We start from the raw sequence: 16,834 nt of genomic DNA on the forward strand, positions 1-16,834 counted from the left end.
AACTGGTTCGTGTTCGTCAGCAGCCACGTAGCCACTGCCGGAGATGTGTCGCCACATCGGCTGCGGCCTCGTCGAGCACGGACAGATGGTCGGCGGTGATCCGCACCGTCGGACCGGCGTGCTGCCAGTCCGGCACCGGTACCGCCATATCCGAGAGCCCCGGCATCGGGGTGGTGGCCCGTAGCAGCAGCGTGGGCTCGGAAATCGGCTTCGCCGCGCGGCCCCCGTAGACCTGGCCGTAGTGCGCCATCACCACCAGGCCACGATCGTCGACCGTCACCAGTTCGTGGCTGAAGGCCACTTCCAGCGCACTGCCGAACACCTCGAGGTTGTCCTCTTCGCTGTCGGGCGAATAGGTATCGATCATGGCGACGCCCATCGGCGCCCGGCCGCGTTCGGCGAGCCGTCCGGCCAATCCGTGCGCGATCGCGCCACCGATCGAGTAGCCGACCAGCGCGAACGGATTTGCTCCGACCGTGTCGAGGGTGATGTCGGCGAGACAGTCCAGCAGGGCCTCCCAGTTCGGCGGCAACGATTCGCCCGCTCGCGTACCGGGCAGCCAGAGCGCGGTCATCCCGAACTCGGAACCGAGTTCCCGGGCCAGCCGGCCGAACTGGTGCGGACCGTTACCGACCACGAACGACGGGATACAGACCAGCTCGGGCCCGGTCCCGCCGCGCGCCAGCAGCATCGGTTTCGGCGCGACCAGGCGCTCGGCCGGCTCGTCCAGCTCGACGATGAGCCGGCCGGTCTGCATCAGCACCGGCAGGGTGACCTTCGCGTCCCCTCGCCGGAGTGCCTCGGTGACCAGCCCGGTGAGGATCCCGGGCGCAGTGGAGCCCGGGATCGCCGGCGCCGCCTCGCCGCCGGCCCCGACGAGGCCGCTGAGCTGCTCGGTCAGTGTCTCGGCCACCGCGGCCGGGGACGGATATTCGAACACCAGCGTGGACGCCAGGGTCAGTCCGGTGATCGTGGCGAGCCGGTTGCGGAATTCCACACCGCCCAGTGAGTCGAACCCGAGTTCGGTGAACAACGCGTCCGGGTCCACCGCCTCGGCCGAGGCATGGCCCAGCACGGTGGCCACCAGCGCCCGGACCTCGTGCAGCACCAGGTCGTACCGTTCGGACTCGGCAACGGCCGCCAGCCGCCGGGCCAGCGATCCCGTCTCCTCGGCCGACGGCGTCGCCACCGGAGCGCGAACGATATCCCGGAACAAGTGGGGTAACGCGCCGGTGCCCGCGAGCTCGCCGAGCGCGGGCATATCCAGCAGTGCGGTCAGCACCAGGGCACGGCCGGTGCCGAGGGCCTTGTCGAACAGCTCCATGCCCGATCCGCCGGTGATCGGCACCAACCCGAGCCGGGTACGGATCTGGCGCACGATCTGCTCGGCGCCTTCTCCGCCGAGCGCGCTGCCCATGCCGACGGTCCACAACCCCCAGGCCAGCGAATGCGCGGGCAGGCCGGCTTCGCGGCGTTGATGGGCCAGTGCGTCGAGGAAGGCATTCGCCGCCGCGTAGTTGCCCTGGCCCTGCCCGCCGAGCAGCGGTGCGGCCGAGGAGAACAGGACGAAGGCCGACAGCTCCGAATCCCGGGTCAATTCGTGCAGGTTCACCGCGGTATCGGTTTTCGGTCGCATGACCCGGTGCACCTGATCGGCGGTCAAGGTCTCGATGGTGCCGTCATCGATCACGCCGGCGGTGTGCACCACAGCGGTCAGTGGATACTCGGCGGGCACGGTGCGCAGCAGATCGCCCAATGCCGCGCGATCCGCCGTATCGCACGCGGCGACCCGCACCTGAGCACCCGCCGCGGTGAGTTCGGCGACCAGTTCGTCCGCCCCGTCGGCGGCCGGTCCGCGCCGGGACACCAGCAGCAGCCGCCGCACCCCGTGCGCGGCCACCAGGTGCCGGGCCAGCAACGCGCCCAGTCCACCGGTGCCACCGGTGATCAGGACCGAACCGGTGCCGAACGACACCGGTTCGGTATCCGCCACGGCCTTGACCATCCGCGGCACCAGGGCCGCGGAACCGCGGACGGCGACGCGGGGTTCACCGACCCCGGCGACCGCGCGGATCAGGTCCGCGCTCGGTGCGGTCCCCTCGTCCAGATCGAGCTGGACGATCCGGTCCGGATACTCCGCCTGCGCGGAATCGATCAGGCCGGCGACCGCCGCGTTCACCGGGTCACCGGGTTCGCCGGGCAGGTCGGCGGCGCAGCGGGTGACGACCACGAGGGTGGCGCGCTCGGTGCGTTCGTCGGCCAGCCAGTCGCGGACCAGCGTCAGGGTGGCGCTGACCCGAAGCCGTGCGGCCTGGGCCGGATCACCGGTGACCGTCACCTCACCGGAGTCCCAGACGACCAGTCCCGCTGCCTCCGCGACGGTGGCCGGTGCGGTGAGGTCCTGCTGGGTACGCACCGACCCCGGCACCAGGGCCGAGCCGAGCACCGCCACCGCGGTTCCCGGTGCGGCGGCCGGGAGCGGCACCGTCTTCCACCCGCGGGTGTAGAGCGGGACGGCGGTGGCCCGGGAACGGTTCAGTGTCTCGATATCGACCGGGCGGGCCAGCGCCGCGGCGATCGTCAGGACGGGCGCGCCGTGGATATCGGTGAGATCGAGCCGGGCGGTATTGGTCTGATCGGTGACGCCGATCCGAACGCGTACGACATCCGTACCCGCCTGGTACAGCCGGATCCCGGTGTAGGAGAAGGGCAGCGGAACCCGGCCCGGATCGTCGAGCCGGTCCAGTGACGGGTGGATACTCGCGTCCAGCAGCGCCGGATGAATCCGGTACTCCCGAGCCGCGGTGCTGTCGGGCAGCGCCACCTCGGCATACATCACGTCATCGGCACTCCATGCCGCCCGGACACCTTGGAAAGCCGGACCGTAACCGAAGCCGATCGCGGCCAGTTGTTCGTACAGCCGACCAGGGTCCAGCGGCCGCACCCCGTCCGCGGGCACCTGTCCGTCCCACTGCGTATCACCCGGAACCGAGCCGGTGGGGGCCAGCGTGCCGATCGCATGGGTGATCCAGTCGGTGTCGTCGGCGGCCTCGGCCCCGACGGGCCGGGAATGGATCACGAACCGCCGGCGACCGGTGCTGTCGGCCGGTTCGACGACGACCTGCGCGTCGAGCGGGGTGTCGTCGTCGAACAGCATCGGTGACTCGAGCACCAGCTCCTGGATCGTGTCCATGCCCAGACGGCTCCCGGCATACAGCGCCATCTCCACGAAACCGGTGCCGGGGAGCAGGGCGGACCCGAATACCACATGATCCGCCAGCCACGGATGGGTGCGGGTGGAGAAGCGGCCGGTGAACAGCCATTCGTCTCGTCCGACAACCGGCACGACCTCGGTGAGCAGATGACCCGATACCGGCCGGGTGGCTTCCGGTCCCGGCTCCAGCCAGTACCGCTGATTCTGGAAGGCATAGGTCGGCAGCGCGACTCGCCGGGTGTCCCGGCCCGCGAACAGCGGATCCAGCACCACCGGCAGGCCCGATACCCGTGCCTGGGCCAGGAAGGTCACGAACTGAGTGCCCTCATCGGCCGTGCGGCGGGAAGTGGCCGCCACCAGCGATTCGGTTTCGGTCTCGGCGTCGGCCAGGCATTCGCGGGTCATCGCGGTGAGCACCGCGTCCGGCCCGAGTTCCACGAAACGCCGCACTCCGGAAGCAGCCAGCGTATCCACAGCGGCGGCGAAGCGGACACATCCGCGCACCTGGTTCACCCAGTACTCCGGCTCGGTGATCTCGCTACCGGCGCCGGTTCCCGAGAGTGTGGAAACGATCGGGATGGCGGGCTCCCGATATACCAGAGATCCCGCGACGGAGCGGAATTCCGCCAGCATCGGATCCATCAGTCCCGAGTGGAATGCATGGCTCACCCGCAGCCGCGAGGTTCTGACTCCGGCGTCGTCCAACAGTTTCGCCACGGCGTCGACGGCGTCGGCGGTTCCGGAGAACACCACCGAGAGCGGCCCGTTCACCGCCGCGATCGACAGGTCGTCGCGGTGGCCCTCCAGCAACAGCTCGGCTCGCTCTTCGGTGGTCGCCGCCGCGAGCATCGCCCCGCCCGCCGGGAGCGCACCCATCAGCCGGCCTCGTGCGGTCACCAGCGCGCAGGCGTGCGCCAGCGACCACACCCCGGCCACATACGCGGCCGCGAGCTCGCCGATGGAATGTCCGGCCAGGACGTCGGGGACGATCCCGAACGACTCCACCAGACGGAACATCGCGACCTCGAAGGCGAACAACGCAGGCTGGGTGAACTCGGTGCGGCCGAGCAGATCCGCCTGGTCCGTGGCGAACATCAGGTCCCGGAGCGACCGCCCGAGCAGGGGATCGAACTGGGCACACACCTCGTCCAGTGCGGCGGCGAACACCGGGAAGTCGCGATACAGCTCCGCGCCCATTCCGGCTCGCTGCGCGCCCTGCCCGGTGAAGAGGAACGCGGTGCGACCCGCGCGTGCCTTCCCGTACACCACCCGCCCAGCCGAGGCGCCCGAAGCCAGCTCCGCCAGGCCGTTCAGCACCTCGTCGCGGTGGTGCCCGATGACCGCGCCACGCCAGTCCAACTGCGCTCGGCTACCGACCAGCGAGGAGGCCACCCGCCACAGATCGCCGGTCTCCGGGGTCGCGGCCAGCCACTGCCGCAGTCGATCGGCTTGGGCGCGCAGACCCGCCTCGGATTTCGCCGATACCAGCAGCGGTACCGCCGCCACCCGCACGTCCGGGTTCGTTTCGTCCGGCACGGTTGGCCCGGGTGCCGTACGAGTCGTGGGAGCTTCCTCGAGAATCACGTGCGCGTTCGTACCGCTGATCCCGAACGAGGAGACCCCCGCCCGGCGCATCCGTCCGGCCGCGGCGGGCCACGGCTCGGGCTCGGTCAGCACCCGCACCGCACCCGCCGACCAATCCACTTTCGGGGAGAGCTCGTCGGCGTGCAGGGTTTTCGGCAGCATGCCGTGCCGTAGCGCCTGCACCATTTTGATCACGCCACCTACGCCGGACGCCGCCACCGAATGCCCGATGTTCGATTTCAGCGATCCGATCCGCAGCGGTTCGGTCCGGTCCTGTCCGTAGGCCGCGATCAGGGCCTGCGCTTCGATGGGGTCGCCCAGGGGGGTGCCCGTGCCGTGTGCTTCTACCGCGTCCACGTCCGCGGGTGCCAGGCCCGCGGCGGCCAGGGCTGCCGCGATGACTCGTTCCTGGGAGGGGCCGTTCGGTGCCGTCAAGCCGTTGGAGGCGCCGTCCTGGTTCACCGCGGAGCCCCGGACCACGGCCAGTACGTCGTGGCCCAGTCGGCGTGCGTCCGACAGTCGTTCCAGTACCAGGACGCCCACGCCCTCGGACCAGCCGACTCCGTCCGCGGCCGCCGAGAACGCCTTGCACCGGCCGTCCGGCGCCAGGCCCCGCTGCCGGGCGAAGTCCACGAAGAACTCGGGACTACCGGAGACGGTGACTCCGGCCGACAGCACCAGCGATGTCTCACCGTTGCGCAGGGCCTGACACGCCAGATGCAGGGCGACCAGCGAGGAAGAGCAGGCGGTGTCCACGGTCATCGCCGGACCCTGGAGCCCGAGAACATAAGCGACGCGGCCGGAGATCACACTTTCGGAGTTGCCGGTCATCCGGAACCCCTCGTTCTCGCCCACGACCCGCTCGCCGTAGCCGGAAGGAGTGGCACCGACGTATACGCCGGTATCACTTCCACGCAGCGATATCGGGTCGATACCGGCGTCTTCCAGCGACTCCCAGGCGGCTTCGAGCATCAGCCGCTGCTGCGGATCCATCGCCGTCGCCTCGCGCGGCCCGATTCCGAAGAAGCCGGGATCGAAACCACCGGGGTCGGTGAGGAAACCACCCTCACGCACATATGTAGTGCCGGGGACATCCGGGTCCGGGTTGTACAACCGTTCCAGATCCCAGCCCCGGTCGGTGGGGAAACCGGTGATCACATCGGCACCGGCGGCCACCAGGTCCCACAGCTGCGCTGCGGAGGAAACGCCACCGGGATAACGGCAACCGATTCCGACGATGGCGATGGGCTCGTCGGTGCGGCCGCGGCGCAATGCCTTCGGTGCCGGATTCCGGGCACCGGGCGCGTCATCGACCAGCGAGACCAGCAACGCCGCCACCGCCCGCGCGGTCGGATGGTCGAAGACCAGGGTGGCGGGCAGCTGCAATCCGGTGGCCTTGGCGAGCCGATTGCGGAATTCGACCCCGGCCAGGGAGTCGAAACCCAGGTCGGTGAACGGTATATCCGGCTCGATCGCCTCGACCGAACCGTGCCCCAGCGCCGCGGCCGCGTTCTCGCGCACCACCGACAGCGCGACCTCGTCCCGCTCGGCAGCCGCGACGGTGGCCAGTCGTCCGAGCGGCGCCGCGTCCGGAAGGGATCCGGGCGTAGGCGCGGCCACCAGCATGCTCAGTACGTTCGGCAGCGAACCCGCGCCGGCGAGCTCGGTCAGTCCGGTGATATCGAAATCGGCGGCCACGGCCAAGGCGTCCGGACCCGCCACAGCGGCGTCGAACAACATCAGCCCGGCCGCGTCCTCCAGCGGCTGTAAACCCATCCGGCGCAGTCGCGCCAAACCGGGCGCGCCGAGTTCGGCGGTCATACCGGTGCCCGCGTTCCACGGGCCCCAGGCGATCGATACGGACGGTAGCCCGGCTGCGCTCCGCAGCGCCACCATCGCATCCGCGAAGGCGTTCGCGGCCGCGTAGTTACCCTGGCCCGGCGCCCCCGCCACCCCGGCCATGGACGAGAAGACGACAAACGCCGAGACCCCGGCGGAATCGGCCACCTCGTGCAGCGACCACAGCCCGTCGACCTTCGGCCGGAACACCCGCTCTATCTGGTCGGCGGTCAGGCTCTCGACAGTGCCGTCGTCCACCACCCCGGCCGCGTGCACGATCCCCGACAACGGGAACTCGGGCGGCAGTTGTGCCAGTACCTGCGCCAGGGCATCTCGATCCGCCACATCACAGGCGGCCACCTCCACCTCGGCTCCCAGCGCGGCCACCTCGGCCGCCAGCTCCGGTACCCCCTCGGCGGCGCGGCCCCGGCGGGAGATCAGCAGCAGCCGGCGCACCGCGTGCGCCGTGACCAGATGCCGTGCCACCAGGGCGCCCAGACCGGTGGTGCCGCCGGTGATCAGCACCGTGCCCGTGCCGAACGACATCGGCGCGGCGTCCACCGCGGCGGGACGGCGACTCATACGCGGCACCGAGAGCGCACCGTCGCGTACTGCCAGCAGGGGTTCGTCCGCGGCGACGGCCGCCGAGACGATCCGCCGGTCGAGCTCGCCGTCCCGGTCGAGCAGGACGATCCGGCCGGGATGTTCGGCCTGCGCGCTGCGCACCAGTCCGGCGATCGCCGCCGCCGCCGGGTCGGGTGATTCCCCGGCCGGGCCCATCGCCCGGTGTGTCACCACCACCAGCCGGGTGCGGGCCGGTCCGGTCTCGGCCAGCCAGGATCGCACCAGGCCGAGCGTCTCCCGGACCCCGCGCCGGGCCGCGGCGGGCATCGTCTCGGCGGCATAGGGCACCGTTTCGGCGAACCACACCACCGCGTCGGGTGCCGCCGGCCCCCGCGCCGCTCCGGCAGCCGCACCGGTATCGGCGAACCGCTGCTCGACCCCGGCGACAACGGCCCCGCCGAGCACCGCCACCGACGCCTCGGGCACCTCGGTCGCCGCCGGAACCGGCAACCACTCCAGGCCGTACAGCGGCAGGACGCCCGCCGAACGGACCCGCTCCACCGTGCGCCGTTCGACCGGATGAACCACCACCGAATCGACGCTCAGCACCGGGTCGCCGGCCTCGTCGACGGCCTCCAACCGGATCCCGTAGCCACCGTGCCAATCGATCCGCAGCCGCAGGGGTCCGGAACCGGCTCTGGCCAAGCGCACATCGGCACACCGCACCGGCAGCGGAACCCGGTCGGTGGGGATATCGTCCATGACGAAGTCGAGCGCCGGATGCAGGCAGGCGTCGAACAACGCCGGGTGGATCCCGAAGCCGCCCGCCTGTGGGGCCATCGCGTCGTCGAGCGAGACCTCGGCGAACATCTCCTGCCCACGCCGCCAGGCCGCGCGTACCCCACGGAATACCGGCCCGTACTCCATACCCAGCCCGGAGATCCGGTGGTACAGGTCGGCCACATCGAGCTGCTCGGCGTGCTCCGGCGGCCACACCTCGCCCCACCCGGTGGCGATATCGGGGGTGCTCTCGGCTTCGGCCAGCACACCACCGGCATGCGCGACCCAGGCCTCGGTGTCCTCGGTCCGCTCCGAGCGGGAGTAGACGGTGAAGCGGCGGCGGCCGTCCGGCCCGGCCTCTTCCACCGCGACCTGGATATCGACCGGGTTGTCGGTGAGCACCAGTGGAATGTCGAGCAGCAGTTCCTCGATCACCTCGGCGCCGAGCCGCGCCCCGACCGCCGATGCCATTTCCAGATAGGTGGTCGCCGGCACCACCGGTGTGCCGAACACCAGGTGTTCGGCGACCCATGGCTGGCCCGGATCGGACAGCTTTCCGGTGAACAACCACTCGTCCCTACCGGCCACCGGTACGGCCTCGGTCAGGATCGGATGGCCGAATCCGCCCAGGGCGGCCGGGCGGCCGGCGTGCAGCCAGTAGCGCTGCCGTTGAAAGGCGTAGGTGGGCAGTTCGACCCGCGCCGGTGGGTGGCCGGCGAACAGCGGCGTCCAATCGACCTCGATACCCGCGCTGTACGCCTGGCCGAGGAACGTCAGGAAGTGCGTCACCTCGTCGGCGCCGCGCCGGCCGGCGGACGCCACCAGAGCCTTCGACGCCACGTCCGCGGGCAGGCACTGTCCGGTCATCGCACCGAGTACGGCGTCCGGGCCGATTTCCAGGAACCGTGTCACCCCGCTGTCCACCAGATGGTCGACGCCGGGGGCGAACCGCACCGTATCCCGGATATGACCCACCCAGTACATCGGATCGGCGAAAGCCTCACCGCCGACCACACCGAACACGGTGGACACCACCGGCAGCAGCGGACGGCGGTAGTTCACCCCGGCCGCCACATTCTCGAACTCGGGCAGTACGGGATCCATCGAGCCGGAGTGGAAGGCGTGGCTCACCCGCAGCCGGGAGACCCGCACTCCCTCGGCGGACAGCAGCGCCTCCACCTGGGTGACAGCGTCCTCGGTACCGGAGAACACGACCGCCGAGGGACTGTTGACAGCGGCGACCGACAGCCGCTCCCCGAAGGGGGCGATGATCTCGTCCGCGCGCGGCTGCGAGATCGCCGCGGCCAGCATCGCGCCTCCCGGCGGTAACGCACCGATCAGCCGGCCGCGCGCCGCCACCAGCGCACACGCGTCCGCGGTCGACCACATCCCGGCCACGTACGCGGCGACCAGTTCGCCGATCGAATGCCCGATCAGCATGTCCGGGCCGATTCCGAACGACTCCACCAGCCGGAACAGCGCCACCTCGTAGGCGAACAACGCCGGCTGGGTGTATTCGGTCCGATGGATCGACTCCTGATCGGCCGAACCGAAGACGATGTCCTTCAGCCCGGCACCGTCCGGCCCCGGGCCGAGCAGCTGATCGAACTCGGCGCAGATCTCGTCGAAGGCGGCGGCGAAGACCGGGAAGGCCGAATACAGTCCGGCCCCCATACCCGGTCGCTGGGCGCCCTGCCCGGTGAACAGGAACGCGATCTTCCCGTCGCCGGGTGCGCTGTCGACGACGCCCACACCGGTCGAACCGGTGGCCAGATCCGCCAGCCGCGCCAGGGCCGACTCCCGGTCCCCGGCAACCACCACCCCGCGCCGATTCAGCCGAGAACGAGTGGTCAGCAGCGAGTACGCGATATCCGGTAGTTCCGCTTCCGGATGCGCGAGCAGCCAGTCGCGCAACCGCGCCGCCTGGGCGCGCAGCCCCGGCACCGTCTTCGCCGAAAGCAGTAGCGGCACCGATTCCGTGGCCGGACCGGGGCCGTCGCCCACCGGCACCGCCGGGGCCACCGGTCCGGCGGGTGCTTCCTCGATGATGACGTGGGCGTTGGTACCGCTGATCCCGAACGAGGAGACCCCGGCCCGGCGCACCCGGTCCGCCGAACCCGGCCACGACCGATCCTCGGTGAGCAGCCGCACCGTACCCGCCGACCAATCCACATGCGGCGACGGCGCGTCCACATGCAGTGTCCTCGGCAGCTTCCCGTGCCGGAGCGCCTGCACCACCTTGATCACCCCGGCCACCCCGGCGGCCGCTTGACTGTGCCCGATGTTCGATTTCAGCGATCCGATCCACAGCGGTTCGGTCCGGTCCTGCCCGTAGGCCGCGATCAGGGCCTGCGCTTCGATGGGGTCGCCCAGGGGGGTGCCCGTGCCGTGTGCTTCTACCGCGTCCACGTCCGCGGGTGCCAGGCCCGCGGCGGCCAGGGCTGCCGCGATGACTCGTTCCTGGGAGGGGCCGTTCGGTGCCGTCAAGCCGTTGGAGGCGCCGTCCTGGTTCACCGCGGAGCCCCGGACCACTGCCAGTACGTCGTGGCCCAGTCGGCGTGCGTCCGACAGTCGTTCCAGTACCAGGACGCCCACGCCCTCGGACCAGCCGACTCCGTCCGCGGCCGCCGAGAACGCCTTGCACCGGCCGTCCCGCGAAAGGCCTCGCTGACGAGAGAACTCGGTGAACAGGAACGGCGTCGACATCACCGCGGCACCACTGGCCAGCGCCATCGAGCACTCGCCCTGGCGCAATGCCTGAGCGGCCAGATGAATGGCCACCAGTGAGGACGAACAGGCGGTGTCCACGGTGATCGCCGGGCCCTCCAGACCCAAGGCGTACGCCACCCGCCCGGAGGCGACACTGCTCGCCGAACCGGTGCCGATATAGCCTTCGACACCGGCACCCGAGGCCTTGGCGATCTCCTCGTAGTCCAGGTACGAGACGCCGGTGAACACACCCACATCGCTGCCCCGCAACGACGCCGGGTCGAGTCCCGCGTGCTCGAGTGCCTCCCACGACGCCTCCAGCAGCAACCGCTGCTGCGGATCCATCGCCGCCGCCTCCCGGGGGCCGATACCGAAGAATCCGGCATCGAAATGGCCCGCATCGGTGAGGAACCCGCCGTAACGCAGATAGGAGGTACCCGGGTTGTCGGGGTCCGGATGGAACAACCGGTCCAGATCCCAGCCCCGGTCCGCGGGGAAGCCGGTGATCGCGTCGGTTCCGGCGGCCACCAGATCCCACAGCTGGGCAGGTGATTCGATACCGCCCGGATAGCGGCAGCCCATACCGACGATCGCGATCGGTTCATCGGTCCGGACCCGGCGTACCACCCGGTTCACCGGCCGGGTGCCAGCGGACTCGAGCTCGCCGACCCGCGACAGCACGAATGCGGCCACCGCTGTGGCGGTCGGGTGATCGAAAACCAGGGTCGACGGTAGTTGTACGCCGGTCGCCTTGCCCAGCCGGTTGCGGAACTCGACCCCGGCCAGCGAGTCGAAACCCAGCTCACTGAACGGCGCGGCAGGATCGATCGCGTCGGCGGAGATATGCCCGAGCACGCCGGCCGCCTCCGCGCACACCACCGAGAGAACGATGGCCTCGTGCTCGGCCGGCGCGGCAGCAGCCAGCCGGCGCGCCAGTGAACCAGTGGTGTCCGCCGCCCGCCGGACCGGCACGGTCACCATCGCGTGCAGGAGCCGGGGGAGTGAGCCCTCGCGTGCCCGCGCCGCCAGTGCTTCGGTATCGAAATCGGTGGCGACGACCAACGGCGCGGCGGCCTCGGTCGCCCGATCGAACAGGGCCAGGCCGTCGGCGGTAGCGAGTGGGCGTACCCCCATCCGCGCCATCCGGGACATCGCGGTGTCGTCCAGCGCGCTGGTCATACCGCTGCCCTGGTTCCAGGAACCCCATGCGATCGACACCGCGGGCAGGCCCGCCGCGTGCCGCCGGGTTGCCAGCGCGTCCAGGAAGGCGTTCGCCGCGGCGTAATTGCCCTGCCCGGGTGACCCCGCGACACCCGCCAGGGAGGAGAACAACACGAAGGCGGCCAGCTCCCGGTCACGGGTGGCGTCGTGCAGATTCCACGCGGCATCCGCTTTCGCCGCCAGCACCCGATCCAGCTGTTCGGCGGTCAGGGTTTCGACAGTGCCGTCGTCGAGAACACCGGCCGAATGGATCACCGCGCTCGGGGCGAATTCGCCGGTGAGATCCGCCAGCAGCGCGGCCAGCGCGGCGCGATCACCGATATCGCATGCGGCCACCCGTACCCGCGCACCGGCCGCGGCCAGCTCACCGACCAGCTCGGCTACCCCGGGGGCGCGGTCGCCACGGCGGGAGACCAGGACCAGGCGGCGCACTCCGTGCGCGACCACGATATGCCTGGCCACCTCGGCGCCGAGCCCACCGGTGCCGCCGGTGATCAATACCGAGCCCGGGCCGAAGTCCGGTGCCGCCGCTGCGGCCCGTCCGGCCCGGCGTCGCAGCCGGGGCACGTACCGCACCCCGTCGCGGACCGCCAGCTCCGGTTCTTCCGAAGCCGCCGCGGCGGCGACCGTCTCCTCGTCCGGGTCCGCGCCCGGTGCCGTATCGAGCAGTACGAACCGGCCCGGGTGCTCGAACTGCGCGCTGCGCAGCAAACCGGCGACAGCCGCCGCGGCCGGATCCGGTGACTCACCGGATACCGTGGCGGCGCCCCGGGTCAGCACGACCAGCCGCGCGGCCGATAACCGGGGTTCGGCCTGCCACCGACGCAACAGCTCCAGCGTCGCGGTGACCCCGGTGTGCGCGCGAGCGACAGTGTCGTCGGCGCCGGTATCGCCACCGACCGGCGCCCATACCACGACTTCGGGCATCGTCTCCGCGGTCAGCAGCTCGGCCAGGTCGGCGAACCGGCCGCCGGCCGCGGAGACCGCGCTGGTTCCCAGCACCGCCACCGGTACCGCCGAATGGCCGAACCCGGCCGATACCGGTACCCATTCGACCTCCGCCAGCGCCGGACGGTTTCCGGCCGCGCCACGTAACGCTTCGGCGTCCACGGGACGGGAGATCAGCGAGTCGATACCGAGCACCGGAGCACCGGTGTCGTCGACCGCGACGAGCCGGATCCGGCCGGATCCGGTCGGTATGACGCGCACCCGGACGGCCGCAGCCCCGGGGGAATACAGCCGAACCCCGCCGAACGAGAACGGCAGTGGTAGCCGGCCCGCCGGCAGATCCCGCGCGAGTTCGGTGATGGCCGCGTGGAACGCGGCATCGAACAGGGCGGGATGGATGGCGTACGCCGCCGCCGTACCGGCGTCGTCGGTCAGCGCCACCTCGGCGAGCAGATCCCCGGCATCCCGCCGCACCGACCGTAATCCCTGGAACGCCGGACCGTAGCCGAAACCCAGCTCGGCGAGCTGGTCGTAGAGCGCGTCACAGGCGAGGAGTTCCGCCTCGGCGGGCGGCCGGTCCCGCTGCGTTTCCGCGGTGACCCAGGCCGGGACGGCCTCGGAAACGGGGGCCAGTACACCACTGGCGTGTGTGCTCCACTCGCCACCGGTGATACCGCCGTCCTCGGTCACCCGGGAGTGAACGGAGAACCGGCGCCGGCCCGCTTCGTCGGCGGGCGCCACGCCCACCTGGATCTCCACCGGGGTATCACCCGTGAGCACCAGCGGACTCTCCAGCAGCAGTTCCTCGACGGAACCGGTGTCCAGCCGCGCCCCCGCGGTGAGTACCAGCTCCACGAACGCGGTCCCCGGCACCACGAGGGAACCGAATACGCTGTGATCGGCCAGCCAGGGCTGATCGGTCACCGAGAGCCGGCCGGTGAACAGCCATTCGTCCTTGCCCGCCAGCGGGACCACACCGGTCAGGATCGGGTGATCGGAAGTTCCCGGTGCCGCTCCCCGGCTCAGCGGTTCCAGCCAGTACCGTTGCCGCTGGAACGCATAGGTGGGCAGCGCTACGCGGCGGATCTCCCGGTCGGCGAACAAGGGCCGCCAGTCCACCTCCAGGCCGGCGGCGCCGGTCCGGGCCAGCATGGTGACGAACTGGCTCACCTCGTCGGCCGACCGCCGGGACGCGGCCACCACCACCGACTCGGCCTCCGCCTCCGGATGTTCGGCCAGGCATTCGCGCGACATCGCCGTGAGCACCGCGTCCGGGCCCACCTCGACGAACCGTCGTACCCCGGCGGCCACCAGCGCGTCCACTCCGGGTGCGAACCGGACGCAACCGCGGATCTGTTCCACCCAGTAGCCGGGATCGGTCACCGCTGTCGCGGCGCCACCGGCGGACACGGTCGATACCAGTGCCAGAGTCGGCTGACGATAGGTCAACCGCTCGGCGACAGTGCGGAACTCGGCCAGCACGGGGTCCATCCGAGGCGAATGGAACGCGTGACTGACCCGCAGCCGCGAGGTCTGCACACCTTCGGCGGAGAGCCGGCGTTCCACCTCCGCCACGGCGTCGGCGTCACCGGAGAACACCACCGAGGTGGGGCCGTTGACAGCGGCCGGCGCGAGCCGATCCCCGAAAGCCGCCACGATCTCGAGCGCACGATCCTCGGTGACGGCGGCGGCCAGCATCGCCCCACCCTCGGGCAGCGCACCCATCAACCGGCCGCGGGCCGCCACCAGCGCACAGGCGTCCGCCAGCGACCAGACACCCGCCACGTATGCCGCGACCAGTTCGCCGATCGAATGTCCCGCCACCGTGTCCGGTGCGAGACCGAACGACTCGATCAGGCGGAACAAGGCCACCTCGAACGCGAACAGGGCCGGCTGCGTCCACTCCGTCCGTTCCAGCACACCCTGCGGATCCGCGAACATCACCTCGCGCAGCGACCCGCCCAGCAGCGCATCGAATTGTTCGCACACTTCGTCCAGTGCCTGTGCGAAAACCGGGAACGCCGTGGACAAACCGGCACCCATTCCCACCCGCTGCGCACCCTGGCCGGTGAACAGGAACGCCGTCTTCCCCGAACCCACCGAGCCGGTCACCACCGCCGGCGACACCGTGCCCGAGGCCAGGTCCGCCAGTCCCGCCAGCAATTCGGCCCGGTCCCGGCCCACCACGGTGGCCCGCCGCGTGAACCGGGCCCGATGTTCCAGCAGAGCCGAGGCCACACTCCAGAGGTCGGCCTCCGGATGGGCGGACAACCACTGCCGCAGCCGTTCGGCCTGAGCCCGCAGGGCAGGTCCGGATTTGGCCGACACGACCAGCGGGGTCACTTCGGTGGACACGGCGGCCGGCGCATCGGCGGTCTCCCCGGCCCCGTCCGCGGCCGGTTCGGCGGTATCGGGCGCCTCCTCCACGATCACATGCGCGTTGGTGCCACTGATCCCGAACGAGGACACTCCCGCGCGCCGTACCCGCGTTCCGGCCGGCCACTGCTCCGGCCGTGTCAGTACGCGCACCGTGCCCGCCGACCAATCCACATGGGGCGACAATTCGTCGACGTGCAGCGTTTCGGGCAGCTCCTCGTGCCGCAACGCCTGCACCATCTTGATCACCCCGCCCACCCCGGCGGCCGCCTGACTGTGCCCGATATTGGACTTGAGCGATCCGATTCGCAGGGGCTGCGAGCGGTTCTGCCCATAGGTCGCGATGAGCGCTTGCGCCTCGATCGGGTCGCCCAGCGCCGTACCGGTTCCGTGCGCTTCCACCGCATCCACATCGGCGGGTGCCAGCCCGGCCGCCGCCAGCGCCGCGGCGATCACCCGCTCCTGGGAGGGACCGTTGGGCGCGGTCAACCCGTTCGACGCACCGTCCTGGTTCACCGCCGAACCGCGCACCACCGCCAGGACGTTGTGCCCCAGCCGCCGGGCATCCGACAACCGTTCCAGGACCAGCAGCCCGACCCCCTCGGACCAGCCGGCCCCGTCCGCGGCCGCGGAGAACGCTTTGCAGCGGCCGTCCGGCGCCAGTCCCCGCTGCCGGGCGAACTCGATGAACAGCTGGGGTGTGGACATGACCGTCACACCGCCGGCCAGTACCATCGACGTCTCGCCCCGGCGCAGTGCCTGGCATGCCAGGTGGATCGCTACCAGTGAAGACGAACACGCGGTATCGACCGTGATGGCCGGTCCTTCCAGGCCGAGGGTGTAGGCGACCCGCCCGGACACCACACTGCCGGAAGTGCCGACACCGCCGTACCCTTCGGCGGCCGGGCCGGCGGCTCGCGCGGTGTGGTCGTAGTCCTGGTACATCACACCGGTGTAGACACCTGTATCGGAGCCCCGCAGGGCGCCCGGATCGATCCCGGCGTCCTCCAACGCCTCCCATGCCACTTCCAGCAGTAACCGCTGCTGCGGATCCATCGCGGCCGCCTCGCGCGGGCCGATCTCGAAGAAACCGGCATCGAAATCACCGACGCCGCGCAGGAAGCTGCCGGATCGGGTGTAGGTCTTGCCGAAGCGATCCGGATCGGGATCGTAGAGCCCGTCCACATCCCAGCCGCGGTCACGGGGAAACTCGGTGACGGTATCGCCCCCGGAGCGGACCAGGTCCCATAGTTGCTCGGGCGATTCCACACCACCCGGATAGCGGCACGCCATGCCGACGATCGCGATCGGTTCGTCGAGCTTGTCCCGCAGCCGGGTCAGATCATCCCGGGTGGTGAGCAGTTCGACCGTGACCTTCTTGAGGTACTCCAGTGTGCGGTCGGAGGAAGCGCTGTTGTCGGTGTCCACGTGTCACATCCCGGTTTCAGGGTCGGCGAAGAAACCCGGAGGCGTAGCCGTACCGGGTTCGGTGAATCGGTCGGTTGCGAGCCGGATCGGCAACCGGCCGATCGGTCGGTTTTCGATCGGCCGGGGGCCGCCGGATAGATGGCGTGATCTCGCGCCGGTCGGCGAGTTGTC

The 16,834-nt window shown here is 70.7% G+C and carries 1 protein-coding gene; it reads right to left on the reverse strand.

Features of this window, described 5'->3' with window-relative positions; translation table 11 throughout:
• Positions 1–16: 16 nt before the first annotated feature.
• Entirely contained in the window at positions 17–16,663 is a 16,647-nt protein-coding gene (locus ACYR7D_RS18975; RefSeq protein ID WP_459545865.1) for a type I polyketide synthase, read from the reverse strand.
• Positions 16,664–16,834 lie beyond the last annotated feature (171 nt).

Source organism: Nocardia sp. X0981 (assembly GCF_977089955.1).